The sequence below is a fragment of the Actinobacillus porcitonsillarum genome, assembly GCF_003101015.1.
GTDB lineage: Bacteria > Pseudomonadota > Gammaproteobacteria > Enterobacterales > Pasteurellaceae > Haemophilus_A > Haemophilus_A porcitonsillarum.
Genome location: NZ_CP029206.1, coordinates 57,024 through 82,492 on the forward strand (window position 1 = coordinate 57,024; position 25,469 = coordinate 82,492).

Below are 25,469 nucleotides of genomic sequence, written 5' to 3' on the forward strand. Positions count from 1 at the left end.
CCTACCCCTCGCCCGCTTGCGGGAGAGGGTGGAGAAAATCCGTTAAGGATTTTCGGAGGGAGAGGGGCTCATTATGAATAGCATCGAATATCACATCTAGCACCATATTTATGTCCCTTAAAACTTCGTCATTCCAAAAGCGAATTACTGTAAATGCTTGTTCTTCTAAATATGCCGTACGAATACGATCATATTCTATTTGTTCTGCGTGTTGTGAGCCATCAAGTTCAATAATCAATTTAGGATTAAGTGAAAGAAAATCAGCGATATAATTTCCAACAATTTTTTGTCGATAGAATTTAATACCACAAAAACGTTTTGCTCGTAAGTGATACCATAACGCCCATTCAGCTTCTGTCATATCAGAACGTAAACGTTTTGCATTTTTTCTTAACTATGTAGTTTCCTTTTCTCTCATAATCCCCTCTCCCTCCGAAAAATGTTTTACATTTTTCTCCTCCCTCGCCCGCAAGCGAGCGAGGGGAAGAGTAGTTAAATTCTTGATAATTGCGTTCTCAACGTCCGCTTAAACGCCTCTGCCAGCACTTCGCAAGCTAAGGCTTTTTCTAACTCCGCACGCATTGCCTCTGTTGGCTTTTGTGCGGCAAGTTGGTTTAGATGCATAATGTTTAAATCTGGATACGAGCGTTGCAATCGGTGGATTTTGTCGCCTTTTTTGCAAACGCCGGTTTGAACCACACGCACATACCAACCTGTTAAACCTTGCTCTCGCACGATTTTTTGCGTCTCCGCACACTCAGAATTAAGCGACAACCGCTCGCAAGGTTTGCGTGGTTGCGACACTTCTAAAATCACATCGCCGATTTGATAACGGTCGCCCACACAAACGTTGGTTTCATCCAATTCGGAAACGATAAAATTCTCGCCGTAAATCGCCGTGTTCTTCCAATCGAAATCTTTACCGATAAGTGCGGTCAATTTTTCAAAGGTTTTTTCCGCCATAAAAAATAATGCTTTATCCACACCGCCGTGATGGGCTTTCAAACCTACATCATTGCCTTCTGCTCCTAATTCGTGAACGGTGATTTTGTCCACCGGTTGCTTGCGAATAGCACTTTCTAAGGTTGTTCCGTCCGCAAAAGTGATGTTTTCTACCAAACCGATTTTTAAGGCTAACACTTCCGCCATTAAATATTCTCCACAAAATTTTTCAACAACTGCGCCCCGTTTTTACCCGAACGCTCAGGGTGGAACTGCACACCATAAAAATTTTTGCTCGCAATCGCCGCTGAAAAATCCACGCCATAGTTGCTGGTCGCAATGGTATTCTCATTTGGTAGCACCGCATAACTATGCACAAAATAGAAATGGCTGTCTTGCTCAATGCCGGCAAACAACGGATGATCCGCCGCATAATGCACACGGTTCCAGCCCATATGCGGCAACGGCAAGCCTGTATTCGGAATTAACTCCGTTTTACCGCTCATCAGGCGCAAAGTTTCCACATTGCCCTCGGTGGAAAACTCCGTCATCAGCTGCATCCCCAAACAGATGCCAAGCATCGGTTGAGTGGCATTTTGAATGGTTTCAATCAGCTTGCGATCCTGCAGATTTTTCATCGCTGCAATCGCCGTCCCCACACCTGGTAACAGCAATTTATCTGCCGATTTAATTTTCGCCAAATCACGGCTAATTTCCGCTTGAATATTCAGGCGGTCGAATGCAAATTTTACAGAAGACAGGTTTGCACAGCCTGTGTCGATGATTACTAGATTAGTCATTTTTTTCCTACTTTAAGTATCTCTTATAATAAAGCAAAATTTGTTCAATATGCTTATTTCCTGTAAATGCCCTTTTGTCAAATCTTTTGATAATTGCTAAAAACAAACTACTAAAGAAAAAATCAGAATTAAATTCACTGTTTAGAGAAGTAACATCTAATTGCTCATTTAGCCTTTTCACATTCAAAATAGTTCTGTAACACTCTAATAAACTCGGACTCCTTACTAGATTTCTTGATACATCATTCATTATTACAACTCTTCCTCCGGAGTTATCCAAGCTAGAAATTAAACAATTCAATTTACATTCATCCAAAGAATCCAGCTCTAAAATATTTTGGTAAATAATTTCTTGGCTAATATTATTCATTGTCTTAGAAAGCATCAAAGACTCTAAATAAATCAAATCAATATGTTCTAAAAAACCAAATTCATTTATATATTTTATGAATTCGTTATATGATTTATCTCTATAACATAGATGGAAAGCTAAAATTACCAATAATTTTCTTGATAAAAAACTTCTAAGCAAACCAGAATATTCATTGTTTATATTTAATATATTATTATTGTGAATAAATCTAAGAATACGATATAGATTGAGAAAATAAACATTTATATTTGCATATTCTTTATTTAACCCACCAACTTCACACTTCTTTCTAACAGTCTCAAATTTATATGCCCTAGTTAATTCATCATAGACAGTATCAATGTCATTTTCTATGGATGATATTTTCAAGTTGTGTTGTTCTAACATCATAAAAAAAGTACGCTCAAAATCTTCTTTTCTCCGACGTTCCTCTTGCTCTCTTTTTTCATTCTCAAATTCAACCTTCTGCTCGTTAAAACGTTTACGTTCTAATTGCATTCCATGCAAAACACTTAATAAAGTAACGGCAGAAAAAATCCCACCAATATAACTTCCGAAATGATCCCATTTTTCACTATCTGATGATAAGCCTCCATGAAATTGATAAAAATATAATCCTAGTAACCCCAAAACTAATAAAACATACCATTTGTTATTTTTTATAAAATCAAAAATTTCTTTAAACATTTATAACCTCTATACAAGCGGTCAAGTTTCCTAAAAACTTCACAAATTCCAACAGCACTTTTGGGCGTACGTAGTACGCCCTACAATTTTCCGATTACAACACCCCTTTCGAACTAGGTAATTCATTCCCTTCAATTCGAATCGCTTGTCGTAAGGTTCTGCCGAAAACTTTAAACAGGCTTTCGATTTTGTGGTGGTCGTTGTCGCCTTTGGCTTTGATATGCAAAGTGGCAAGCATCGTGAAGGCAATGGATTGGAAGAAATGCTCCGTCAGTTCGGTGCTGAAATCGCCCACTTTTTCACGTTTGAAATCCGCTTTGAATTTAATAAACGGTCTGCTGGATAAATCCATTGCACATTGAGCTTGGCATTCATCCATTGGTAAGACGAAACCGAAACGGGCGATGCCACGTTTGTCGCCGATGGCTTGTTTTAAGGCTGTACCAAGGGCAAGAGCGGTGTCTTCAACGGTGTGGTGTTCGTCAATCCAGAGGTCGCCTTTGCACGAGATGTTCATTCGGAAACCGCCGTGGGTGGCGATTTGGTCGAGCATATGGTCGAAAAAGCCCACGCCGGTTTTGATGTCGTTCACGCCGGTTTCATCCAGCCATACTTGTACTTTGATGTCGGTCTCTTTGGTTTTGCGTACCACTTCCCCATAGCGTGGTTGGCGGTCGCCGATGTTGGTCACTGGCTCGCCAAGTAATTTTTCCGCAATCAAATCCCAATTTAATTTTTCAGGATGATATTGCAAAGCACGAATACCAAGATTTTCCGCCAACTGAACGTCTGTAGCACGGTCGCCGATGACAAAACTGGTGGCAGGGTCGAACAGTTCACGCTCAATATATTTTTGCAGCAACTTGGTTTTCGGTTTGCGACAATCGCAGTTGTCTTCCGGTTTGTGTGGGCAAATTAACACTTCATCAAATTCAATGCCTTGCGAGCGGAATAGTTCCATCATCGCATTGTGCGGTTTGTCGAAAGTCTCTTGTGGAAATGAACTCGTGCCTAAGCCGTCTTGATTGCTTACCATCACAAAGCGATATTTATGTTTGAGTTTAAGTAAGGCTGGGATCACATTCGGCTCAAATTTGAGTTTTTCTAAACTGTCGATTTGAAAATCGGTTTTTGGTTCGTCAATTAACGTGCCGTCACGGTCGATGAATAAAATAGATTGTTGTGTCATTTTTGTTCTCCTGTTCTTGCCACATACTGACGTATGTGGTTACGCATAGTGGCGATGCGCTGCATCGCTATAAATCTTGTTCAAAAAATTTTTCGTTTATTTCAATTCCAGCCTCTGTAAGCAAGAATTTTACTTCTTCTACAAAATCAGCTGTTTTATGGTGTTCTTTTTGATTTTTAATGTAATTGATGATTTTCTCTTTATCTTTTTCGCAATAAGTTAGTGAGCAGTAGCCCCTAGACCACGCATAAAATTCAGGAAAAAGATGTTTATTTTCATCAATCCATTTATGCGTTGTCGTTTTCAGTTTTTGTACAAACTCAGCGACCGAAAGCATCGGGTGCAATTCAACAAAAAGATGAAGATGATCGGGCATACCGTTGATCCGATAAAGCACAGAATTATGTTCTCTTACAAATCCCAAAATATAGCGATAAAGCGCATCTTCATTTTCTTCTAAAATACTTGGCGTACCATATTTAGTACGGAAGATAATATGGTATAAATTTCTTGTATAGCTCATATTTTCCCTAACTTGCCGCTACGGAGTAGCGGCACTATGCTTAACCACGTACGTCAGTGCGTGGCATCCGCACGATTTATCTTATACTCCCCCAATCGCCTCCACCGTTCTTTCCAGCTCTTCTCTCGTGCCAATAGAAATCCGAATACAATTCTGTAACCCTAACGCTTTGTGTTGGTCACGCAAGATAATCCCTTTTTCCCATAAGGCTTTGAACACCTTTTGTCCATCTTGGAATTTTACCAGCACATAGTTAGCCTCAGTGTCGAAAATCTCAACCACGCTTGGGATTTTTTTGAGTTGGTCGATTAACCAGGTGCAGTTTTCTAGCACATCGGCAACACGTTGTTGCATTTCGCTCAAGCCTTGAGCGGTTAAGGCTTGGGTAGCGATGTCGGTTACAGGGGTAGGTTGTGGGTAAGGGGCGATGACTTTTTGTAGCACGCCGATCAATTCTTCATTAGCAAGGGTAAAGCCGCAACGCAAGCCAGCAAGAGCAAAAGCTTTGGAGAGCGTGCGGATAATGGCTAAGTGCGGATAATTTGGTAGTTCGCTGACCATTGTCGCTTGCGGGCAAAATTCAATATAAGCCTCGTCCACCACCACAATGGCTTTGCCTGCGGTGATTTGCAAAAGTTTGAGCAAATCTGACCGCTTGACGAGGGTTCCCGTCGGGTTGTTTGGGCTACACACAAACACCACTTTCACTCCATCCAAATTACGTTCGATTTCAGGCAAATTGAGTTGGAAATCCGCAGTTAAAGGCACGGTTTTGAGCGCAATGCCACAGGTCTCCGCCGACACGCTGTACATTCCATAAGTCGGCGGACAGTACAACACGCTATCGGTCGGTTCACAAAAAGCGCGGATAATCAATTCAATACTTTCATCGCCGCCACGAGTGGTAATGACTTGCTCAGGTTTCACACCTGCATAAGCCGCATAGCCATTAACCACGCCTTCAGGTTGTGCCTCGGGATAGCGGTTAAAAGCCGATAATTGTACGTCAATAGCCGGCGAAGTCGGATATTCATTGGCATTTAGCCACACATCGCCCGAACCACCCAAACGGCGTGCCGATTGGTATGGGGTAAGGGCTTGGATGTTTTTTCTGGAGAGTTGTGAGATTGTCATATTTCTTTCCTGTATTTGCATTTTTATTTGTAGGGGCAAAATATTTTTTGCCCCAAAACATCGTGGGGAATTCAGGGCGAAAAATATTTCGCCCCTACCATTTATTTATCTTCGTCAATTCAATATCTATTTTTCGCAAATTTTACTTTGTTCGTTATAACTACCGCCATTATCTAAACAAGCGTCTTTTGCCATAAAATTTTGAATAAAAGGAATGGCAAAAACCAAGCATAAGATAATCATTAACAGCAGATAAATTATTTTTCTCATTAAATGTTTCCTTTTGAACCGTAGGGGCAAATTACATTTGCCCTAATTACGTTTTGCTTTGGGGCTAATGTGATTAGCCCCTACAATTATTTCCCGATTTTATTTAATCTAATCGACACCGCCTGTTTGTGCGCATCCAACTGTTCCGCACTTGCCATTAGTTCCACGGTTTTTGCGAGATCTTTAAAACCCTGTGGCGTGAGTTCTTGCACGGTCATTCGTTTGCTGAAATCCGCTAAACCTAGGCTGGAATAGGTGCGGGTGTAGCCGTAGGTTGGTAGCACGTGGTTGGTGCCGCTGGCGTAGTCGCCCATACTTTCGGGGCTGTATGCGCCTAAGAAAATCGAGCCTGCATTGTCTAGGCTGTCGAGTAAGTCTCGGGCATTTTCCACTTGCACCAGCAAGTGTTCAGGCGCATATTTGTTGCTAATTTCCACCGCTTGCTCAATGCTGTCGGCAATAAAGGTGCGGCTGTGGGAAAGAGCTTTGCGTGCGGTTTCTGCACGTGGTAATTGTGCCAGTTGATTTTCGATAGAAAGTGCGGTCTGTTTTGCCAATGTTTCGCTTGGCGTAACCAAAATCACTTGGCTGTCGGCACCGTGTTCTGCTTGAGAAAGTAAATCGCTGGCAACAAAATCAGGATCGGCATTTTCATCGGCAATGACTAATACTTCCGAAGGCCCTGCCGGCATATCAATTGCTGTGCCTTCTTGCACCACTTGACGTTTTGCCTCGGTGACAAAAGCGTTGCCCGGCCCGAAGATTTTATCCACTTTTTCCACTGTTTCTGTACCGTTTGCCATAGCAAATACCGCTTGCGCACCACCTACGGCATAAATGGTTTCCACGCCGCATAGGTTGGCGCTGTAAAGAATTTCATCGGCAATCGGCGGCGGAGAACAAAGAACGATTTTCTTACAGCCGGCAATTTTGGCAGGAATAGCAAGCATTAACACCGTTGAAAATAGCGGCGCTGAACCGCCCGGGATATACAAGCCCACTCGTTGAATAGGGCGTGTCAGCACTTGGCAACGCACACCTGCTTGAGTTTCAATATCCACACCTTGCGGAAGTTGAGCGTTGTGAAAACGCTCAATGTTGCGTTTAGCGTTTTGAATGGCTTGCTTGAGTTCGTCAGGAATACGGCTTGCTGCCTGTGCGATCTGTTCGGCAGAAATCACAAGGCTGTCGAGCTTAATGCGGTCAAACTGCTCCGCTAATTCAAACAGGGCTTTATCGCCGTTGGTTTTGACATTTTGTTTAATTTTTTCAACCGCTTGCGTAACACTCTCGCCCACTAATTGCGCAGGGCGAGAAAGAGCAGCTTGTTTTTCGGTTTCAGTTAAGTTGTTCCAAATGAGGGTTTGCATATTTTTTCCTTCCTGCCGGTTGTAGGGGCGAAATATTTTTCGCCCTAATTACGTTCTGATATTTATGAATAAAATCTATCGGTTCGCCAATTTAATGGATTATATTTAATATAATCGCTAATTTTATGGTAGCTTTCTTCCGTCCGAATAATATGTTCATAATAATTTCGTTGCCATAATGTATGAATTTGAGTATGTTGCCTTACCCATTTTGTTACACCCACTTTAAATCCTCGAACAATAGAACCAATTGTTTGAGAGGTTCCTTTCGGGCGATTGACCATAAATTCATTTGGGTCATTGGGCGAAAAATATTTCGCCCCTACAATTTCAATGATGAAATGAATGTGGTTGGGCATAATGACAAATTCGTGTAGCTCAACATTTTCAAAATGATTGGGGATGTCATACCAACATTTCTGGGCAATTTCCCCAATTTCATTTAATTGCATATGATCGTCAATAATTTCACCCAAAAAATGCGCATTATCTTTACAACAAAGCGTAATAAAGTAAAAAACCATCTTGACGATAATCGAAATGTTTTAATCTTATCGAACGCCGATGATGTATATTCGGATCATATTTCATTTATCATTCCATCATCTTCTCAATCGGTAGCACTAAAATCGAGCTTGCACCGATTTCTTTCAGTTTTTCCATCGTTTCCCAGAACAAGTTCTCTTGGCTGACCACGTGCATTGCGACTTTTGAGCTGTCGTGGGCGAGCGGTAAAATTGTTGGGTTTTCTACGCCGGGTAAAAGAGCGGTGATTTCTGCGAGTTTTTCTTTTGGCGCGTGGAGCATAATGTATTTGCTTTCGGTGGCTTGTTGTACACCTTGAATGCGAGTGAGCAATTTGTCCACTAAAGCTTGTTTATCCGCCGAAAGCGGTTCTTGGCGTTGGATTAAGCAGGCTTTGGATTTGTAGATCACTTCCACTTCTTTTAAACCGTTTGCCTCAAGGGTTGCGCCTGATGAAACTAAATCGCAAATGGCATCAGCAAGCCCTGCTGAAGGGGCGACTTCCACGGAGCCGTTTAATAAGGTGCTTTTAAATGAAACGCCTTGTTCTGCCATATAGCGTTTGAGTAAATTCGGGTAAGAGGTGGCGATACGGGCATTGTTGAAATCTTGCACGCCGTTGTACGTGCGGTCGCGATCAATAGCAAGAGATAAGCGACAACCACCGAAATCAAGGGTGCGGAGTTTTTTGTATTCCACGTTTTCGCCTGTGGCTAAACGCCCGAGTTCTTCTTCCTCCAACACGTTTTCACCAATGATACCGAGATCGACCACACCATCAAAGATTAAGCCTGGAATATCGTCATCACGCACACGCAAAATTTCAATGGGTAGATTTTCAGAATAGGCGATTAAACGTTGTTCATTCCAATTGATTTTTACCCCACATTGTTTAAGTAGCTCGGCGCAATCTTTGCTTAGACGACCTTTTTTTTGGAGGGCGATGCGGAGTCTGTTACTGTTTGACATATTGTTTGTTCCTTCTATTTTTGAATTTATTTTGAATAATGAAAAACCCCTCGAAAGTTACCTTCCGAGGGGTTGTGAATATGGTTAGATTACACTTATTCGCTCTCGGAAGTTTATCTTCCGAACACGCCAAATGCCCGAAAGATTATTCAGGTAAATGGTGGTGATGATATTTGCGAATAAAGGTCATTTTCTAATCTCCAAAGTTGAATTGCTTTACAAAATACGCTTAATTTTTGAGATTAGCAACCCTTTTTTCAGAAAATTTTTAAAAATTTTCTTTTTTGCTGAAAAATTAGCAATCGTTTGCGTAAAGCGGTATAATTCGTCACAGTTTCTACCAAATCTTATATAGGATGAGAAAATGCAAATCAGTTTAAAAAAAATCTATTCCGGTAAAGTACGTGATCTCTATGAAATAGATGATAAGCGCATGTTAATGGTTGCGACCGATCGTTTATCTGCTTTCGATGTCATTTTAGATGATCCTATTCCTCGTAAAGGCGAAATTTTAACCCAAATTTCGAATTTCTGGTTTGATAAACTTTCTCATATTATGCCAAATCATTTTACCGGCGATAGCGTATTTGATGTTTTACCAAAAGAAGAAGCCGAGGCAATCCAATACCGTGCGGTCGTTTGTAAGCGTTTAACACCGGTCAAAATTGAATCTATTGTGCGTGGCTATTTAACCGGTAGCGGTTTAAAGGATTACCAAAAAACCGGCACGATTTGTGGATTGGAATTACCGAAAGGATTAGTTGAGGCGAGCAAATTACCTGAACCGATTTTTACCCCATCAAGTAAAGCAGAAGTCGGCGATCACGACATCAACATTAGCTATGCGGAATGTGAACGCCAAATCGGTGCAGAATTAGCTGCAAAGGTTCGAGATGCAGCTATTGCGCTTTATAAAGAAGCGGCAGATTATGCATTAACCAAAGGTATTATTATTTGCGATACAAAATTTGAATTTGGTTTAGATGAAAACGGTACTTTAACGCTGATGGACGAAGTCTTAACGCCGGATTCCAGCCGTTTTTGGTCTGTCGATACCTATCAAGAAGGCACAAATCCGCCGTCATTTGATAAACAATTTATTCGTGATTGGTTAGAAAACAGCGGTTGGAACAAACAAGCACCAGCGCCACGTGTTCCGGCTGATGTAATTGAAAAAACGGTTGCTAAATATCAAGAAGCGTTGGATTTATTGACTAAATAATACTTCCCTTTAACCCCCCTCCGTTTACGGAGGGGGAATCGGGAGAGGGCATAATATCGACAAATTCAATAAATGACCGCTTTTGAATTAGCTTTCTAAATACTCTAATCCATATTGATATAACGCATTCTTTTTGTAGCCAAAGGTTTCTGCGACAATAGCCGCAGCTTTTTTGAGAGGAAGCTCTTTAGTTAAAAGCGTCAATAATTTTACCGCTTGGGGAGAAAAAGTCTCCTCTTCACTTTGTGGTTTTCCCTCTACCACAAGGACAATTTCGCCTTTAATACGATTACTGTCTTGTTTTACCCAACCCAGTAAATTCGCCACGCTATCGCCATAAATGGTTTCCCAGGTTTTAGTTAATTCTCTTGCCATGACGATATAGCGATCTTCGCCAAGAGTCACTTTCATATCTTCCAACGTATCTAAAATGCGATGGGTTGATTCATAGAAAATCAACGTGCGAGGTTCGGCTTCTAATTCGCTTAATTTATCGCAACGTGCTTTTGTTTTTGCTGGTAGGAACCCTTCAAAGCAAAAACGGTCTGATGCAATACCTGACGCACACAATGCCGTAATTGCCGCACAAGCACCGGCAACAGGAATAATGCGAATACCGGCTTGTCGGCAATGACGAACAAGATGAAACCCAGGATCGCTAATCAGCGGTGTGCCGGCATCTGAAATCAGCGCAATATTCTCGCCTTTTGTTAATTTTTCCACTAAAACGACCGCTTTTTGTTGTTCGTTGTGGTCGTGTAAGGCGAAAAAAGGCTTTTTAATGCCGTAGTGGCTTAATAAAAGCCCACTATGACGAGTATCTTCCGCCGCAATCAGATCGACATGAGCAAAGGTATCTAAAGCACGTTGCGTAATATCGCCTAAATTTCCAATGGGGGTCGCAACAATATATAAAATACCTTTTTGTTCGTTTTTCATTTGCTTTTCACTCGTTTGATAAGTAAGATTTAACATTATTTTCGATGTAATTATACTCTTTTTTCTATGCTTTTAGGGAGCAATAAAATGGCAGCGCAATTTAAACAAAAAATGAAAACGGTTTTTGTCCCTACTTTTCTCGCACTTTTTGTCTCTGCATGTAGTTCAACCAATTTAGTTACCGAATCGATAAAAGACGATGCTTATGCAAACTCGGAGTTCTATATCAATAAAGCCGACCAAGCGAAAGAAAAAGAAGATAAAATTTCCTATCAACTTTTAGCTGTACGTAAGCTTATTGATGAAAATAAAGCTGAAGAGGCGCAAGATACGTTTAGCAACTTAAATGCTTCATTAAAAGAGATACAAGAAAATCCAACGCAAAAACTGGAATATGAATTAGTTTCAGCTCAACTTGCCGCCTTACAAGGTAAAAATGCCGATGCGCAAGCACAGTTAAAAACATTAGGCACAACACAACTTAGCCGTTCGCAACTACTCCGTTATTATGAAACACAAGCTCGTATTGCCGAAAATCAAAAAAATGCGGAAGAGATCGTTCGTGCTCGTTCATTAATGAATGGCTATTTAACAGATAATAAAGCTCGTCAGGAAAATAACGATAAGATTTGGGAAACCTTACGTAATGCAAACCGTGGCATTGAAAAAGCACAGCCACTTGCAGGCGAAATGGAATTTGCCGGTTGGATTGCGTTGATTACGCTTTATAACCAAAATATCACTAACCCAGCTCAAATGCAGGGGGCTATCAACAACTGGAAAGTGCAGTATCCTAACCATAGCGCAGTTAGCCTCATGCCAACAGAATTAAAAGATGTGGCAAGTTATCAACAAACTCAACTTAATGATGTCGCATTATTACTACCATTAAGCGGTGAAGCAAAAATCTTAGGCGATATTATTAAACGTGGTTTTGATGATGCCAAAGGTAATGACACTACGCTTGTAAAAACTTACGATACGGATTCTGCCGATATTAATACACTCTTAGCCAATGCAAAACAAAATGGTGCAGGTATTATTGTTGGTCCATTATTGAAAAATCGCGTTGATGAAGCATTAGATAGCCCGGAAATTAAAGGGATAAATGTATTAGTCTTAAACTCAACACCAAATGTAAAAGCGATTCCTCAAGTTTGTTACTATGGCTTGTCACCGGAATCAGAAGCTAAAGCAGGCGCTGATCGTGCCTATGCTGATGGCAATAAGGTGATGATTGTTGTTGCTCCTCAAGGCGATTTCGGACAACGTTCTGCCGACGCTTTTGCACAACGTTGGCGCCAATTAAGCGGTAATGATGCCGATGTTCGCTACTACTCTTCTCCTGAAGATGCGATTGCCTCGATCTTAAGCTCTGGAGTGACGAAAGGTGGGTTATATATTTTAGGTACATCTGAACAAGTTTTAGGGGTTAAACAAGGCGTGGATAATTCGCCGTTAAAAGATCAGCTTGCGATTTATACCTCTTCAAGAAGTAATTCTCCAAACAGCGGCATTGAATTTTATACAGCAATGGAAGGGGTAAAATTTAGTGAGATCCCACTTTTATCTGATCCAAATTCAGATGAATATAAAAAATCGCAAAACTTAGCCGAAGGCGATTTCTCTATGATGCGTTTATATGCAATGGGGGCAGATGCTTGGTCATTAGCGAATAAATTTAATGAGTTTAGCAAAATCCCTGGCTACAAAGTATCTGGTTTAACCGGCGATTTAAGTGCAGGTCAAAATTGTAACATTGAACGAACTCTCTCTTGGATGCAATACCGCAATGGAGCTGTTGAACAAGCTTATTAGTAAACGGACTCAAGGTTCTCTTTATGAACAAAAAGCCCGAGCGTATTTAGAAGCGCAAGGGCTACATTTTATTGCAGCGAATCAATCTTTTAAATGTGGCGAGTTGGATTTAATTATGCAACAAGGAGAAACCTTAGTATTTGTTGAAGTTCGCCAACGTAAAAGTAACCGATTTGGTTCTGCGGTCGAAAGTATTGATTACCGCAAGCAACAAAAATGGCTTAATGCAGCCAATATGTGGCTAGCAACCAAGAGAAAACAAAGCCTTGAGACAGCCAATTGCCGTTTTGATGTCGTGGCTTTTGAAGGTGAACAACCACCACTATGGATACCTAATTTTCTAGGCTAAAAATATACCAACAAATCATCAATATGTTAGAGAAGATACAAGATCGCTTTACTGAAAGTATCCAAGTTCAAATTGCAGCAGCAGAATTGCTTCCGCATAAATTGAGTGAATCGGCACAACGTATGCAAGAGTGCCTCCTGCGTGGCAATAAAATTATTGTATGCGGGCATGGACGTTCTTATGCAAATGCAGAAATGTTAGTCAGCCATCTATTACATAAATATGAATTGGCTCGCCCGAGTTTTGCAGCTGTTTTACTTCAGTTTGACGGCGTTTTAGCCAGCGTTGCCGCTCATCATAACGAGTTGGCGCAGCTTTATCGCAAGCAATTGCAAGCCGTTGCGAAAGAAGGCGATTTATTCGTGAGCTTCTCCCCTATCGGGAATGAAGAAGCGGTCTTAAATGCGATCCATTTTGCAAAAAATGAAGGCTTAGATATTATTGCATTTACAAGCATTTTAAATGACCACACCAATGGACTTCTTGAAGATCAAGATATTGAAATTGCCATGCCCTCCACCAACGAGGCAAGAATTGTTGAAGGACATTTATTCTGCGTTAATTTACTTTGCGAATTAGTGGACCACCTACTTTTTTCTTAAAATTAAATAAGGATTTTCTATGAAGATGCTCAAAAAAATTTCATTGATGACATTAACCTTAGCTGGCTTGTTATCTTTACAAGGTTGTATTGCAACGGCTGTTGTCACAACTGCTGCTGTGGCAACAAAAGTCGCTACCGATCCTCGCTCTGCAGGCACTCAGGTAGATGATGAAGTATTAGAAGAAAAAGTCGCCTATAACTTAACAAATGATGCTCAGTTAAAAGAAGAAGCTCGTATCAATGTGGTCGCTTATAATGGGAAAATATTGCTAGTTGGACAAGTCCCAAATAGTGGTGTTGCGGGTACAGCTAAAAGTATTGCCGCTGGTGTAGAAGGGGTAAAAGAAGTTTATAACGAAATTCGTACAGGCGAAAAAATTGGTACGAGTCAAATCGCATTAGATAGCTGGATTACAACAACAGTAAAATCGAAATTACTCTTAAATTCAGAAGTTAAAACAACAGAAGTTAAAGTCATTACAGAAAATGGCGAAGTTTTCTTAATGGGTAAATTAGACAATACCCAAGCAGATGCCGCTGCAGACGTTGCTCGTAACGTAAGTAATGTGACTAAAGTAATTAAGGTCATTACTTACGCTCAATAAAACACTTTCTTTCATTTAACAACCATCCTTTTGGATGGTTTTTTGTAAATTTATCTAAAAATCTTACCGCTTGTATCACAAAATCGCTCGCTCAAATAACATTTTCAGATTTTTAATTAAATGCAAAGGGTTAAGTTCTCTATTATGTTCAAAACTAAAAGTCATTGAAGCAATCGCAAATGAGGCATATAAGTGTCCTTGATATTCTAGATCGATTAATTCATCTTGCTTCACTTCTTTAGATAATTCTTCCACATAACGTTGCTTAATGATTTTGTACATATCCTGTTTTAGATGAATTTTGGGCGTTTCAATTTTCCACAGCAGCTTAATTTTTTCACGGTTTTGAATAATCAGTGGTGCGGCTTTTTCTGCAAAAACTAATGAGGTTTCGGTAAAACGTTGTTCTAATAAAGGCAAAAAAACGGTTTGTTTAAATTCTTCGACAAGCTGTCGAGCCAAGGTATCTTTATTCGCATAGTGTTTATAGAATGTGGTGCGGTTAATTTGTGCGCCATCTAAAATATCTTGGATCGTAATCTCTTGATAATCTTTTTCTTCCAATAAGCTGAAAAACGCCTGATGAATACTTTTCGCGGTTTTAATGACTCGAATATCGTTTTTATTCATTTCATTTGCCTTCTTTTCTATTTGTTGTCTTTTTATCTGCATTCTTTTTGAACAGGATAAGCAACAAAATATCGTTTTTTATCGAGATAAGCAACATTTTATTGTTTTTTGATGATTGAGCCAAATTTTCTATTTTCCTAAACTACCTTTAACTTTATCAGAATGTTGAAAATGTAGAGGCGAAGATGAAAAAAGTATTGATTGCACTGCTAGTGCTAGCGGCTATTGGCGGCGGTGTTTATTGGAAGCAAACACAAAGCCAAGCAAAGTTACCTGAAGGTATTGCCAGTGTAAACGGGCGTTTGACGGTAGATCGTGTTGATGTAGCAACGCTTTATGCAGGGCGTGTGGAAGAAATGTTGGTCAAAGAAGGCGAAGATGTGGAGAAAAATCAAGCCCTTGCTCGTCTTTCTTCCAGCCAAATTGAGAGCCAAGTGAATGCGACTTCAGCACAAATTGAAGCGATGCAGGCACAAGTTGCACAAGCGAAAGCCCAAAAGCAACGTGCGCTGGAAACCGTCAGCCGTGCGAACGCTGAAATTAATGCCCAACAGCAACAGTTAAGCATGGCGAAATTGGAATTGGATAATGCTAAAAAGCTACGCCGTGATAATTTGATTTCTGCCAGCGAATTAGAACGCCGTCAAGCCAATTATAAAGTGGCACAATCAGCGATTGATACGGCAAAAGCCGCACGAGCCGAAGCACAAGCAACCGTAAGCCAAGCGGATGCAACCATTTCCCAAGCGCAAGCGATGGTTGAAAGAGCCAAAGCCGATGCGCAAAATGCCCAATCTCAAAATGAAGATATGCTTATTCGTTCGCCGTTAAGCGGACGTGTGGAATATCAGCTTGCCGATGTGGGCAATGTACTTGGTGTGGGCGGTAAAGTGGCCAGCATTTTGGACTTAGATGATGTGTATATCAATGTATTTTTACCTTCTTATCAAGCTAATCAAGTGAAAATCGGCGATGACGCCCGTGTTATTGTTGATGGCGTGGAGGCGGTTTTCCCTGCCAAGGTAAGCTATGTTTCTTCACAAGCTCAATTTACGCCGAAATCGGTGGAAACTGCGGAAGAACGCACCAAAATGATGTTCAAAATCAAGCTACAAATTCCCGAAGAGATCGTAAAACAAAATCCAGCATTCTTTAAAGGCGGTATGACCGCAATGGGATATGTGAAATACGATGCAAGTATCGACTGGTCGGAAGCCCTCAACGTTAAATTGCCATCAGAAAAATAATGTGGAAATACTATGAATTTCGCTATTTCAATCCAACATCTTTCTCATCAATACGGCAAAACACAGGCGCTGAAAGAGGTATCGCTACAAATTCCTCAAGGAGTGACAGTGGGGCTGATTGGACCTGACGGCGTAGGGAAATCAACCTTGCTTTCGCTGATTTCAGGGGTAAAAATCTTACAACAGGGCGATATTTCGGTGTTCGGCTTAAACATTGCCGACAGCAAAGCGCGCGATCAGCTCTCCCATAAAATTGCTTTTATGCCGCAAGGATTGGGGAAAAACCTCTATCCGACCCTCTCTATTTATGAAAATATTGAGTTTCATGCCCGTCTTTACAGCTTGCCGAAAGCCTACCGCCAAGCGCGGATCGATCGGTTATTGCAAGCGACAGGCTTGCTACCTTTTGCTGATCGCCCGGCGGGGAAATTATCGGGCGGGATGAAGCAGAAACTCAGTTTATGTTGTGCATTGGTACATAGCCCCGATTTGCTCATTTTGGACGAACCGACCACCGGCGTAGATCCGCTTTCCCGCCGTCAATTTTGGGAATTGGTGGAGAGTTTACGCCAAGAAAGCCCGACAATGACCGTGATTGTTGCCACCGCTTACATTGATGAAGCTGAAGGGTTTGAGCATTTGATTGCGATGGACGATGGCAAAATCATTGCCGATAAGCCGACCCGCCAAGTGATGCAAGAAACGAACAGTGAGACTTTAGAGCAAGCCTATATTAAATTGCTACCGCCTGAAAAACGAGGAGCGGAGAACGGCTTAGTTATTCCGCCTTTTATCCCGAACCCGAACGAACCACCGGCAATACAAGCGGTCGGTTTAACCAAAAAATTTGCAAATTTTGTGTCGGTGGATAATGTGAGTTTCACCATTCCAAGAGGCGAGATTTTTGGCTTTTTAGGCTCAAACGGTTGCGGTAAATCCACCACAATGAAAATGCTAACCGGCTTACTTGAGCCAACGGAAGGCTCGGCAACCTTGCTTGGGCAGCCAATTGATGCCGGCGATATCAATACCCGTAAAAAAGTGGGCTATATGTCGCAAGCCTTTTCACTCTATGAAGAGCTTACCGTGCGAGAAAATTTACTCTTACACGCCAAATTGTATCAAATCGAACCTTCGCAGTGGGATCACTACGTTCAGCGATCACTGGCGCAATTTCATCTGGTTGAATTTGCCGAACAAACACCGGCTTCGTTGCCGTTGGGCATTCGCCAACGGTTGCAACTGGCTGCCGCCTGTTTACATCAGCCGGAAGTGTTAATTTTGGACGAACCCACATCGGGGGTTGATCCTGCCGCACGAGATATGTTTTGGGAATATCTGATTAAACTGTCTCGGGAAGATAAGATCACGATTTTCGTCACCACCCATTTTATGAATGAAGCGGCTCGTTGCGACCGTATTTCGCTTATGCACCGAGGCAAAGTATTGGGCGTGGGCACACCGGAAGAGTTACGGATTGAAAAAAACACCGCCACGCTGGAAGAAGCCTTTATTCGTTATTTGGAAGAACAAGCGGACGAGATTAGCCAACCTCAATCACAAGATACTCAAAAAAATACGCAAAACGAACCGCACTTTACTTCGCCACAAGCGGTCGGATTGTTTGCTTGGTTTGCAATGGTTTGGACTTTCGCCCTGCGTGAGAGCAAAGAGCTATTACGAGATAATATCCGCTTGTTGTTTGCAATTGGTGGCCCTGCCATTATGTTATTAGCGATGGCATCGAGTATTTCATTTGATATTAACCCGCTGAAATTTACGGTGTTGGATCACGACAACAGCTCGGAAAGCCGCCGATTAGTCGAGTATTTTCGTGGTTCGCCTTATTTTATTGAACAGCCTGAAATTTATTCCACAGCAGAGATTGATCGGGTGTTAAAAAGCGCCGAAGTCAAATTGGTGCTGGAAATTCCGGCAGAGTTCGGGCGTTCGATCTTAAAAGGTCAAATCACGCCAATCGGGATTTTTATTGACGGAGCGTTTCCGTCCACGGCGGAAAATTTGAAATCGTCGGCAAACGGTGTGCTTGCACAATATGTACGGGAGAATTTTCCTGCTACAGCAAATTCAACGACATCATCGTTGATTGAACCCCGTTTTATGTATAACCAAGATTTTAAAAGCATTTTTGTGATTACTCCGGGTGTGATTATGTTAGCGATGATGATGGTACCTTCGATGATGACTGCATTGGGGATCGTCCGGGAGAAAGAGATTGGTTCGATTATGAATTTATACGGTTCGCCTGCGAGTAAATTGCAATTCTTATTAGGCAAGCAGTTACCTTATATCGTTTTGGCATTTTTAAGTTATTTGGTACTGATTTTTATCGCCGTCGTCATCTTCGGTGTGCCGATAAAAGGCTCGGTTTGGGCTATGTTTTTAGGGGCGTTATTGGTTGTTACTGCTTCAACAGGCTTTGGTTTAGTGGTCTCTAGCTTTGTAAAATCACAGGTTGCGGCACTTTTTGCCACCGCCATTTTAGTTATGGTGCCTACCTTGAATTTCTCAGGAATGATGTATCCAACAGCGACACTCCCCACATCAACCTACGTTATCGCTCATCTTTTCCCCGGTGCGTGGTTTCAGTTGATTAGTTTAGGCGGATTTACCAAAGGATTGGGCTTTTATGATTTTATTGCCAACTATGGCGCTTTAGTTGTCATTTATTCGGTCTATTTAATCTTGGCATCCTTATCATTGAAAAAACAGGAGAAATAAGATGCGTTGGTTAAAGAATGTGATCTATTTGTCGAAAAAAGAGTTTTCGAGTTTGTTTTCGGATCTGACGCTGATTGCTTTGATTTTATATATGTTCAGTATGGCGCTTTATACTATTGCCAATATGCCGACGACGGAGCTGAAAAATGCGGCAGTTGCGGTGGTAGATAATGATCGTTCAACCTTGTCTTATCGTTTAAGAGACAGCTTGATTGAGCCAAATTTCAAAAACGTACAGGAAATCTCGGCAAATGAAGTGGATCGGGCAATGGATACTGGTGCTTATACCTTTGTGTTGGAAATTCCGCCGAATTTCGAGCGGGATATGTTGAAGGGCTTATCGCCGAAAATTCAGCTGTTGATTGATGCCACGGCGATGACCCAAGCCGGTGTAGGGAGTAACTATATTGCGCAAATTTTTAATCAAGAAGTGGCACAATATTTGGGATTAAATTCAGCTTCGTTAGATAACCTTGCGACAATCAACGTACTGTACAATCCAAACCATTCGAGCAAATGGCTCATGGGCACAATGCAAATTGTCGGAAACTTAAATTTACTGGTGTTGCTATTAGTTGGAGCAGCAGTTATCCGCGAACGTGAGCGAGGAACCATTGAACATCTCTTGGTGATGCCCGTGACTTCAAGTGAAATTGCCGTGGCTAAAATTGTTGCGAACGGTTTGGTATTATTGACCGTTGCAATGCTTTCACTCACCTTTATGGTGCGAGGGGTATTAGGCGTACCGATTGCTTGGAGTTCATTTCCTTTATTTGCGTTAGGCGCGATAGCATTTTTATTCTCGATTTCATCATTGGGTATTTTATTGGCAATCATTGCCCCAACAATGCCACAGTTCGGTTTGCTCTGTATTCCGACATATATGGTGATGTATATGCTGTCCGGCACGAATTCGCCGACTGAAAATATGCCGGAACTTGCCCAACAGATTACACAATTTTCCCCGACAACCGTATTTGGCGCATATACGCAAGACGTTCTTTTTAGGGGCGCAGGGTTTGAACTCGTTTGGGAACAATTACTAAAAATGATTGTACTGGGATTAGGATTTTTAGCGATCGCACTTTCTCAATTCAGAACGATGTTATCAAGACAAGGATAAACAATGAAAACCGTTAAATTAACAACAATTGCAATTTTTATCGCATTTCTGACCGCTTGTAATGCGACACAAGTCGATACCCAATCTACTGTTACCTTGCCAACACAGTTTGAACAAACGGCACAGGCAACGGGTTCGCAAAACGTACAGCAATGGTGGCAGAACTGGCAAGATCCGCAATTAAGCCGTTTAATTGAACAAGGGCTACAAAATAATTTGGATATTGCCTTAGCCCAAACACGCTTAAAAGAAGCACAGGCAAACAGCCAATATGCGGAAGCGGATATGGGCGTGAATGTCGGTTTAAACGGCTCAATAAGTGGCGGGATCAGTAATATCAATAGCGGTATTATAAACCCGTCTTCCGGTCGAAGCGGTGGCGGATACGGCGGCTTTTCCGCCTCGTGGGAGCCGGATATTTTCGGGCAAAAACGCAGTGATGCCGATGCGGCTTACTATGCGGCACTCGGGCAACAAGAACAGCTTTACGGCACGCAGTTGTTGGTTGCCAGCCAAATTGCCGATAACTACTTTAAAATCTTTGCCACCGAACAACAAAAGGCGTTGATTTCGCAGAACTTAACCGTGTTAGCCGAGTTGCAACGCTATATTCAAGGGCGTTTCAATGCAGGGCAAGCAACGGCTTATGAAGTGAATGAAATTGCGGCACAAATCGCCGCACTTCAAGCAAAACAAACGACATTAACCGCACAAGCGGTCAGTTTTGAACGCAATATTGCCATTTTGCTCGGGCAAACGCCGCAAGGTTTTCATCTTGTAAAACAGGGTAATCCGCTGGCTAAAATCCCAAATCCGCCAGCAGGGCAACAACCAAGCGATGTTATTAACCGCCGTCCTGATTTACGTGCCAACGCTCAACAAATTCGTGCTTATAGTGCCAAGCTTGCCAGTGCGAAAGCGGATCTTTTACCACGCTTTGATATTCAATTTCTCGGACAAGGCGGGAGAATTGGGCTGAATAATGATCTGTCGCATTTATCCGGTATTGGTAGTTTTGTCAGCGCCGGCGTCCAGTTGCCGATTTTTACTAACGGACGAATTGAAGCCAACATTGATGCTGCCAATGCCCGTTTAAAAGGTGTGGTAATTCAATATGATAAAACCTTACTCACAGCGCTTGCAGAAGTAGATAACAGTTACCAAATGCAACAAAGTTTGGCACGCCAAACGGCATTACTGACAAAAACCGTACAACAAGCCCAAAAACAGGCGAAGGATAGTCAATTACTGTTCAAGCACGGCGATAAAACGTTGGATGTAGCACTACGCGCACAAATTTCTGCGTTGAATTACCAAGAACAACTGGTGCAATCTCGCTTGGCGCAAGCACAAAATTTATTAGCGGTGTATAAAGCGTTGGGCGGAGGTTGGCAATAATGGATTTACAAGCGGTCGGATTGCGCTAAAATTTTTCAAAAAAAGCAGTATTATTTGGCAGTTGCACAAAACAATTTAGCTTAAAGACATTCGCTCCCTCCGTTTACGGAGGGAGCTGCCGAAGGCTGAGGGAGGGAATATGATTTCCCCTCACCCTCCGAAAATCTTTCAGATTTTCTCCTCCCTCTCCCGTAAACGGGCGAGGGGAAGTTCAACGAAATAGATTTTATGCAACAACTACATAATACCGAAAAAAAGTATGATCTCACCGCTTATCTGCTTGGATAAATGTTTATGTTGAAGAAAATTTTAACCACAATTTCTGTTTTGCTACTCTCGGCGTGTAACTCTATGTTGTTTCAACCCATTGAAACCATTAGTCAAATTACGCCAAATCAAGGATATCGAGCAAAAAATATCATAGAAAAACATCAAGATGGCGATTTAATTATTTTGATGTTATCTGGTGGTGGAAGCCGAGCAGCTGCGCTTGGTTACGGTGTATTAGAACAATTTAAACAGACAAAAATTGGAACAAATCCATTAAAAGCGAGCTTACTAGATAATATTGATTTAGTTTTCGGTGTATCTGGTGGTTCGGTGTTAGCCACATATTTTTCATTAGAAGGAAAAGATGTCGTACCGAAATTTGAAGATAAGTTCTTGAAAACCGATTTCCAAAGCCAGCTTACCAGTCAAATTTTTTCATTTTCCAATTTACCTAAATTAACCTCTGATCAGTATGGGAGAGGCGATTTATTACAGGAGCAATTAAATCTTGCGTTATATAAAGGAAAAACCTTTGGCTATTTAGCGAATCATCGTAAAGGTCCTTTTGTCATTGTTAGCGCAACAGATATGAGCTTGGGACAAAAAGTGATATTCACGCAAGAGTTTTTTGATGGTTTATGCTTAAATTTAAGTGATGTAGAAGTCGCAAGAGCGGTGGCATCTTCAAGTTCTGTTCCGCTGATTTTTAGCCCTCTTACCTTCAATAATAACGGAGGTCGTTGTAATTACCACCCGCCTGAAATTACTAAAATGGTAACGGCAATTACAGCTAATACACAAAAATCAAAAAATGTCGAAGAAATGCGAGAAACCCTTGCCTCTTATCAAGATAGTCAAAAACGTCCTTTTCTCCATTTGGTTGATGGCGGTTTAACTGATAATCTTGGATTATCCGCATTTACTGATAGCTATGATCTCATTGGTAAAGAAGGGTTGTATAAAACGGCATTAGCTACGAAGTTAAAACGTATTGTGATTATTAGTGTGAATGCTCAAAATGAGGTAACCAGTGAAATAGATCAATCGGCAAATATTCCTCAAACAAGGGATGTGGTTAATACTATCGTGAATGTTCCTATTGATCGTAATACGCAAACTACATTACGCCGTTTTCGTGAATTAGCTGATGAATGGAATAAAATGATGTTAAAACAGCCAGCGGATAAACGAGTTGAATTACATTTTGTCAGTATTGCTTTAAAAGATTTACCTGAATCACCGTTAAAACAAGAAGTATTAAATATCAATACCTCTTTTTATTTGCCGAATAAGGATATTAATAAATTAAAACAAGCAGCTCAAATTTTGTTACAAAATTCTAAAGAATATCAGAGGTTATTAGAAGCATTGCGTTAAAATTTGCAAATTTTTACGACAATATTACCGCTTGTTTTCTAGCCTATTGAGTGAAAACTCGGTATAATCTCCCGTCTTTTGTGATCTTCGTCACAATTTAGGATTTGTAGGGTGGGATTTTCCCACCATTTTTATATTTTTAAGTAAAGAAATTTCAATGCAACAATTAGATACTCAAAAATTGCGTAATATCGCAATCATTGCTCACGTTGACCACGGTAAAACGACGCTGGTTGATAAATTATTAAAACTTTCAGGCACATTAGATACCTCTCGTGGAGATGTTGATGAGCGTGTGATGGACTCAAACGATCTTGAAAAAGAGCGTGGTATTACCATTCTTGCGAAAAATACCGCGATTAACTGGAACGGCTACCGTATCAATATCGTAGATACCCCGGGGCACGCAGACTTCGGTGGTGAAGTAGAACGTGTACTTTCAATGGTGGATTCGGTATTACTCGTGGTTGATGCTTTTGACGGCCCAATGCCACAAACTCGCTTCGTAACCCAAAAAGCGTTTGCTCACGGTTTAAAACCAATCGTGGTAATCAATAAAGTAGACCGCCCGGGCGCGCGTCCTGATTGGGTAGTGGATCAAGTGTTTGATTTATTTGTAAACTTAGGCGCAACCGATGAGCAGTTAGACTTCCCAATTATTTATGCTTCAGCATTAAACGGGGTTGCCGGTTTAGATCACGAAGATTTAGCACCGAATATGGATCCGTTATTTGAAGCGATTATCGAGCACGTATCGCCACCGGATGTTGAACTTGATGCGCCGTTCCAAATGCAAATCTCACAATTAGATTACAGCAAATACTTAGGCGTTATCGGTATCGGTCGTATCAAACGTGGTACGGTAAAACCAAACCAACCTGTTACTGTAATTGATTCAGAGGGCAAAACCCGTAACGGTCGTATCGGTCAGGTGTTAGGTCATTTAGGTTTACAACGCTATGAAGCAACCGAAGCTTATGCCGGCGACATCATTGCCATTACCGGTTTAGGCGAATTAAACATTTCAGATACGCTTTGTGATATTAACAACGTAGAAGCGTTACCGGCATTATCAGTTGATGAGCCGACAGTAACGATGTTCTTCTGTGTAAACACTTCTCCGTTTGCAGGACAAGAAGGTAAATTTGTTACTTCTCGTCAAATTTTAGAGCGCTTGAAGAAAGAGCTTGTTCACAACGTAGCATTACGTGTGGAAGAAACTGATGACTCAGACGTGTTTAGCGTATCAGGTCGTGGTGAATTACACTTATCGGTGTTAATTGAAAATATGCGCCGTGAAGGTTACGAATTAGCGGTATCTCGCCCGAAAGTTATCTTCAAAGAGATTGACGGTCGCAAACAAGAACCGTTTGAGCAAGTAACCATCGATATTGAAGAACAACACCAAGGTTCTGTGATGGAAGCCTTAGGTATTCGTAAAGGCGAAGTGCGTGATATGATCCCAGACGGTAAAGGGCGTACTCGTTTAGAATATGTGATCCCTAGCCGTGGCTTAATCGGTTTCCGTAACGAATTTATGACAATGACGTCAGGTACCGGCTTAATTTACTCAAGCTTCAGCCATTATGATGATGTAAAACCGGGCGAAATTGGTCAGCGTATTAACGGCGTATTGATCTCTAACGGTACGGGTAAAGCGTTAGCCTACTCACTTTACGCATTACAAGATCGTGGTAAGTTAATGATCGATCACGGTGTTGAAATTTATGAAGGTCAGGTTATCGGTATTCACAGCCGTTCAAATGACTTAACGGTAAACGCATTAGAAGGTAAGAAATTAACCAATATGCGTGCTTCGGGTAAAGATGATGCTTTAACTTTAACAACACCGGTAAGAATGACGTTAGAACAAGCGTTAGAATTTATCGATGATGATGAATTAGTGGAAGTTACCCCAGCATCTGTACGTGTTCGTAAGAAATTACTCACTGAAGTAGAGCGTAAACGTGCAAGCCGTACCACAACCAGTACCAGCACAAGATAATTGAATTTAAAGGGCGAATTATTCGCCCTTATTTCATCAATCTCACTTTTCCAATCTAAGGAGAAAATTATGTTTGTAGAAATCTACGGTAGAATGACTTGTCCGTATTGTGTTCGCGCTAAACAATTAGCGGAAAAAATGAAAGCGGAATTACCTGATTTTGATTTTAAATTTATTGATATGGTTGCTGAAGGTATTGAGAAACAAGATCTTGAACCTCGTGTAGGAAAACCGGTCTCAACTGTTCCTCAAATTTTCTTTGATGATAAACATATCGGTGGCTTCTCTGATTTTGCCCCATTTGTTAAAGAAAGATTTGGTATTGAAGCATAATGATAAAGGCGAGAAATAATATTTC

The 25,469-nt window shown here is 41.3% G+C and carries 25 protein-coding genes and 1 other annotated feature; of the genes, 12 read left to right on the forward strand and 13 right to left on the reverse strand.

The genetic code is table 11. The features are described 5' to 3' along the window. Position 1: 1 nt before the first annotated feature. From DDU33_RS00300 to hisG, 11 genes are all read right to left on the reverse strand, one after another. Positions 2-361: an endonuclease domain-containing protein gene (locus tag DDU33_RS00300; protein WP_108922400.1), complete on the reverse strand. Its 360-nt coding sequence runs from the start codon at positions 359-361 to the stop codon at positions 2-4. Between the two features lie 131 nt (positions 362-492). Continuing rightward, the gene (locus DDU33_RS00305; protein ID WP_108922402.1) at positions 493-1,149 is read right to left on the reverse strand and encodes an MOSC domain-containing protein; all 657 of its coding nucleotides are present in this window, start codon (positions 1,147-1,149) and stop codon (positions 493-495) included. Then, the gene (gene hisH / locus DDU33_RS00310) at positions 1,149-1,742 is read right to left on the reverse strand and encodes an imidazole glycerol phosphate synthase subunit HisH (protein WP_108922404.1); all 594 of its coding nucleotides are present in this window, start codon (positions 1,740-1,742) and stop codon (positions 1,149-1,151) included. Before hisH ends, DDU33_RS00305 begins: the two co-directional genes overlap by 1 nt. Positions 1,743-1,749: 7 nt before the next feature. Continuing rightward, the gene (locus DDU33_RS00315) at positions 1,750-2,802 is read right to left on the reverse strand and encodes a putative phage abortive infection protein (protein WP_244175320.1); all 1,053 of its coding nucleotides are present in this window, start codon (positions 2,800-2,802) and stop codon (positions 1,750-1,752) included. Positions 2,803-2,896: 94 nt separating this feature from the next. After that, complete coding sequence (hisB, locus tag DDU33_RS00325) at positions 2,897-3,991, reverse strand: bifunctional histidinol-phosphatase/imidazoleglycerol-phosphate dehydratase HisB (RefSeq protein WP_108922406.1); 1,095 nt, start codon at positions 3,989-3,991, stop codon at positions 2,897-2,899. A gap of 67 nt (positions 3,992-4,058) precedes the next feature. Continuing rightward, positions 4,059-4,514, reverse strand: coding sequence for an IS200/IS605 family transposase (tnpA, locus tag DDU33_RS00330; RefSeq protein WP_108922408.1), 456 nt, complete (start codon positions 4,512-4,514; stop codon positions 4,059-4,061). Between the two features lie 81 nt (positions 4,515-4,595). Continuing rightward, complete coding sequence (hisC, locus tag DDU33_RS00335) at positions 4,596-5,648, reverse strand: histidinol-phosphate transaminase (RefSeq protein ID WP_108922411.1); 1,053 nt, start codon at positions 5,646-5,648, stop codon at positions 4,596-4,598. Positions 5,649-5,774: 126 nt separating this feature from the next. Next, complete coding sequence (locus tag DDU33_RS10855; RefSeq protein WP_157951824.1) at positions 5,775-5,918, reverse strand: hypothetical protein; 144 nt, start codon at positions 5,916-5,918, stop codon at positions 5,775-5,777. Between the two features lie 86 nt (positions 5,919-6,004). After that, positions 6,005-7,288, reverse strand: a complete 1,284-nt coding sequence (gene hisD / locus DDU33_RS00340; RefSeq protein ID WP_108922413.1) for a histidinol dehydrogenase — start codon at positions 7,286-7,288, stop codon at positions 6,005-6,007. A 62-nt stretch (positions 7,289-7,350) separates the two neighbouring features. After that, complete coding sequence (locus tag DDU33_RS00345) at positions 7,351-7,740, reverse strand: transposase (RefSeq protein ID WP_244175321.1); 390 nt, start codon at positions 7,738-7,740, stop codon at positions 7,351-7,353. Positions 7,741-7,882: 142 nt separating this feature from the next. Beyond that, the gene (hisG, locus tag DDU33_RS00350; RefSeq protein ID WP_108922415.1) at positions 7,883-8,782 is read right to left on the reverse strand and encodes an ATP phosphoribosyltransferase; all 900 of its coding nucleotides are present in this window, start codon (positions 8,780-8,782) and stop codon (positions 7,883-7,885) included. 38 nt (positions 8,783-8,820) lie between these two features. Continuing rightward, positions 8,821-8,952, reverse strand: a sequence feature (His leader region). A gap of 194 nt (positions 8,953-9,146) precedes the next feature. Here hisG and DDU33_RS00355 point away from each other — a divergent pair. Beyond that, positions 9,147-10,004: a phosphoribosylaminoimidazolesuccinocarboxamide synthase gene (locus DDU33_RS00355; protein WP_108922417.1), complete on the forward strand. Its 858-nt coding sequence runs from the start codon at positions 9,147-9,149 to the stop codon at positions 10,002-10,004. Between the two features lie 87 nt (positions 10,005-10,091). Here DDU33_RS00355 and rsmI read toward each other — a convergent pair whose 3' ends face one another. After that, positions 10,092-10,943 carry a 16S rRNA (cytidine(1402)-2'-O)-methyltransferase gene (gene rsmI / locus DDU33_RS00360; protein WP_108925201.1) on the reverse strand — a complete coding sequence of 284 codons (852 nt, stop codon included), beginning with the start codon at positions 10,941-10,943 and terminating at the stop codon, positions 10,092-10,094. Positions 10,944-11,030: 87 nt separating this feature from the next. Between rsmI and DDU33_RS00365 the strand changes: the two genes are divergently transcribed. From DDU33_RS00365 to dolP, 4 genes are read left to right on the forward strand one after another with little or no spacing between them, the layout of a single operon-like run. After that, a complete protein-coding gene (locus tag DDU33_RS00365; protein ID WP_005818446.1) occupies positions 11,031-12,761 on the forward strand; it encodes a penicillin-binding protein activator in 1,731 nt (576 codons plus the stop codon). Next, on the forward strand, positions 12,736-13,110 hold the full coding sequence (locus DDU33_RS00370) for a YraN family protein (protein WP_005818447.1): 375 nt from the start codon (positions 12,736-12,738) through the stop codon (positions 13,108-13,110). The genes DDU33_RS00365 and DDU33_RS00370 overlap by 26 nt, the downstream gene beginning before the upstream one ends. A 23-nt stretch (positions 13,111-13,133) precedes the next feature. Continuing rightward, the gene (locus tag DDU33_RS00375) at positions 13,134-13,712 is read left to right on the forward strand and encodes a D-sedoheptulose-7-phosphate isomerase (protein ID WP_005818449.1); all 579 of its coding nucleotides are present in this window, start codon (positions 13,134-13,136) and stop codon (positions 13,710-13,712) included. Between the two features lie 19 nt (positions 13,713-13,731). Then, on the forward strand, positions 13,732-14,319 hold the full coding sequence (gene dolP / locus DDU33_RS00380) for a division/outer membrane stress-associated lipid-binding lipoprotein (protein WP_108922419.1): 588 nt from the start codon (positions 13,732-13,734) through the stop codon (positions 14,317-14,319). A 75-nt stretch (positions 14,320-14,394) separates the two neighbouring features. On the opposite strand, the gene DDU33_RS00385 is transcribed toward dolP, so the two are convergent. Further along, complete coding sequence (locus DDU33_RS00385) at positions 14,395-14,949, reverse strand: TetR/AcrR family transcriptional regulator (RefSeq protein ID WP_005818451.1); 555 nt, start codon at positions 14,947-14,949, stop codon at positions 14,395-14,397. A gap of 185 nt (positions 14,950-15,134) precedes the next feature. Here DDU33_RS00385 and DDU33_RS00390 point away from each other — a divergent pair, with 185 nt between their 5' ends. From DDU33_RS00390 to DDU33_RS00420, 7 genes are all read left to right on the forward strand, one after another. Next, complete coding sequence (locus tag DDU33_RS00390) at positions 15,135-16,196, forward strand: HlyD family secretion protein (protein WP_108922421.1); 1,062 nt, start codon at positions 15,135-15,137, stop codon at positions 16,194-16,196. A gap of 12 nt (positions 16,197-16,208) precedes the next feature. Next, positions 16,209-18,938 (forward strand): ribosome-associated ATPase/putative transporter RbbA, encoded by a 2,730-nt coding sequence (gene rbbA, locus DDU33_RS00395; protein WP_108922423.1) that lies wholly within the window; start codon positions 16,209-16,211, stop codon positions 18,936-18,938. Position 18,939: 1 nt separating this feature from the next. Then, positions 18,940-20,061 carry an ABC transporter permease gene (locus DDU33_RS00400; protein WP_108922426.1) on the forward strand — a complete coding sequence of 374 codons (1,122 nt, stop codon included), beginning with the start codon at positions 18,940-18,942 and terminating at the stop codon, positions 20,059-20,061. A gap of 3 nt (positions 20,062-20,064) precedes the next feature. Next, positions 20,065-21,459, forward strand: a complete 1,395-nt coding sequence (locus DDU33_RS00405; protein WP_108922428.1) for an efflux transporter outer membrane subunit — start codon at positions 20,065-20,067, stop codon at positions 21,457-21,459. 288 nt (positions 21,460-21,747) lie between these two features. After that, a complete protein-coding gene (locus DDU33_RS00410) occupies positions 21,748-23,106 on the forward strand; it encodes a patatin-like phospholipase family protein (RefSeq protein ID WP_108922430.1) in 1,359 nt (452 codons plus the stop codon). Positions 23,107-23,263: 157 nt separating this feature from the next. Then, positions 23,264-25,111, forward strand: a complete 1,848-nt coding sequence (gene typA / locus DDU33_RS00415; RefSeq protein WP_005818461.1) for a translational GTPase TypA — start codon at positions 23,264-23,266, stop codon at positions 25,109-25,111. Positions 25,112-25,180: 69 nt separating this feature from the next. Beyond that, positions 25,181-25,444 carry a GrxA family glutaredoxin gene (locus DDU33_RS00420; protein ID WP_108922432.1) on the forward strand — a complete coding sequence of 88 codons (264 nt, stop codon included), beginning with the start codon at positions 25,181-25,183 and terminating at the stop codon, positions 25,442-25,444. The last annotated feature ends 25 nt before the right edge of the window (positions 25,445-25,469 follow it).

What these genes read in the sequence shown, in the direction of transcription:
- DDU33_RS00300 (WP_108922400.1), bottom strand. Translation starts at nt 361, where the DNA reads ATGACAGAAGCTGAATGGGCGTTATGGTATCACTTACGAGCAAAACGT.
- DDU33_RS00305 (WP_108922402.1), bottom strand. Translation starts at nt 1,149, where the DNA reads ATGGCGGAAGTGTTAGCCTTAAAAATCGGTTTGGTAGAAAACATCACT.
- hisH (WP_108922404.1), bottom strand. Translation starts at nt 1,742, where the DNA reads ATGACTAATCTAGTAATCATCGACACAGGCTGTGCAAACCTGTCTTCT.
- DDU33_RS00315 (WP_244175320.1), bottom strand. Translation starts at nt 2,802, where the DNA reads ATGTTTAAAGAAATTTTTGATTTTATAAAAAATAACAAATGGTATGTT.
- hisB (WP_108922406.1), bottom strand. Translation starts at nt 3,991, where the DNA reads ATGACACAACAATCTATTTTATTCATCGACCGTGACGGCACGTTAATT.
- tnpA (WP_108922408.1), bottom strand. Translation starts at nt 4,514, where the DNA reads ATGAGCTATACAAGAAATTTATACCATATTATCTTCCGTACTAAATAT.
- hisC (WP_108922411.1), bottom strand. Translation starts at nt 5,648, where the DNA reads ATGACAATCTCACAACTCTCCAGAAAAAACATCCAAGCCCTTACCCCA.
- DDU33_RS10855 (WP_157951824.1), bottom strand. Translation starts at nt 5,918, where the DNA reads ATGAGAAAAATAATTTATCTGCTGTTAATGATTATCTTATGCTTGGTT.
- hisD (WP_108922413.1), bottom strand. Translation starts at nt 7,288, where the DNA reads ATGCAAACCCTCATTTGGAACAACTTAACTGAAACCGAAAAACAAGCT.
- DDU33_RS00345 (WP_244175321.1), bottom strand. Translation starts at nt 7,740, where the DNA reads ATGCAATTAAATGAAATTGGGGAAATTGCCCAGAAATGTTGGTATGAC.
- hisG (WP_108922415.1), bottom strand. Translation starts at nt 8,782, where the DNA reads ATGTCAAACAGTAACAGACTCCGCATCGCCCTCCAAAAAAAAGGTCGT.
- DDU33_RS00355 (WP_108922417.1), top strand. Translation starts at nt 9,147, where the DNA reads ATGCAAATCAGTTTAAAAAAAATCTATTCCGGTAAAGTACGTGATCTC.
- rsmI (WP_108925201.1), bottom strand. Translation starts at nt 10,943, where the DNA reads ATGAAAAACGAACAAAAAGGTATTTTATATATTGTTGCGACCCCCATT.
- DDU33_RS00365 (WP_005818446.1), top strand. Translation starts at nt 11,031, where the DNA reads ATGGCAGCGCAATTTAAACAAAAAATGAAAACGGTTTTTGTCCCTACT.
- DDU33_RS00370 (WP_005818447.1), top strand. Translation starts at nt 12,736, where the DNA reads ATGGAGCTGTTGAACAAGCTTATTAGTAAACGGACTCAAGGTTCTCTT.
- DDU33_RS00375 (WP_005818449.1), top strand. Translation starts at nt 13,134, where the DNA reads ATGTTAGAGAAGATACAAGATCGCTTTACTGAAAGTATCCAAGTTCAA.
- dolP (WP_108922419.1), top strand. Translation starts at nt 13,732, where the DNA reads ATGAAGATGCTCAAAAAAATTTCATTGATGACATTAACCTTAGCTGGC.
- DDU33_RS00385 (WP_005818451.1), bottom strand. Translation starts at nt 14,949, where the DNA reads ATGAATAAAAACGATATTCGAGTCATTAAAACCGCGAAAAGTATTCAT.
- DDU33_RS00390 (WP_108922421.1), top strand. Translation starts at nt 15,135, where the DNA reads ATGAAAAAAGTATTGATTGCACTGCTAGTGCTAGCGGCTATTGGCGGC.
- rbbA (WP_108922423.1), top strand. Translation starts at nt 16,209, where the DNA reads ATGAATTTCGCTATTTCAATCCAACATCTTTCTCATCAATACGGCAAA.
- DDU33_RS00400 (WP_108922426.1), top strand. Translation starts at nt 18,940, where the DNA reads ATGCGTTGGTTAAAGAATGTGATCTATTTGTCGAAAAAAGAGTTTTCG.
- DDU33_RS00405 (WP_108922428.1), top strand. Translation starts at nt 20,065, where the DNA reads ATGAAAACCGTTAAATTAACAACAATTGCAATTTTTATCGCATTTCTG.
- DDU33_RS00410 (WP_108922430.1), top strand. Translation starts at nt 21,748, where the DNA reads ATGTTTATGTTGAAGAAAATTTTAACCACAATTTCTGTTTTGCTACTC.
- typA (WP_005818461.1), top strand. Translation starts at nt 23,264, where the DNA reads ATGCAACAATTAGATACTCAAAAATTGCGTAATATCGCAATCATTGCT.
- DDU33_RS00420 (WP_108922432.1), top strand. Translation starts at nt 25,181, where the DNA reads ATGTTTGTAGAAATCTACGGTAGAATGACTTGTCCGTATTGTGTTCGC.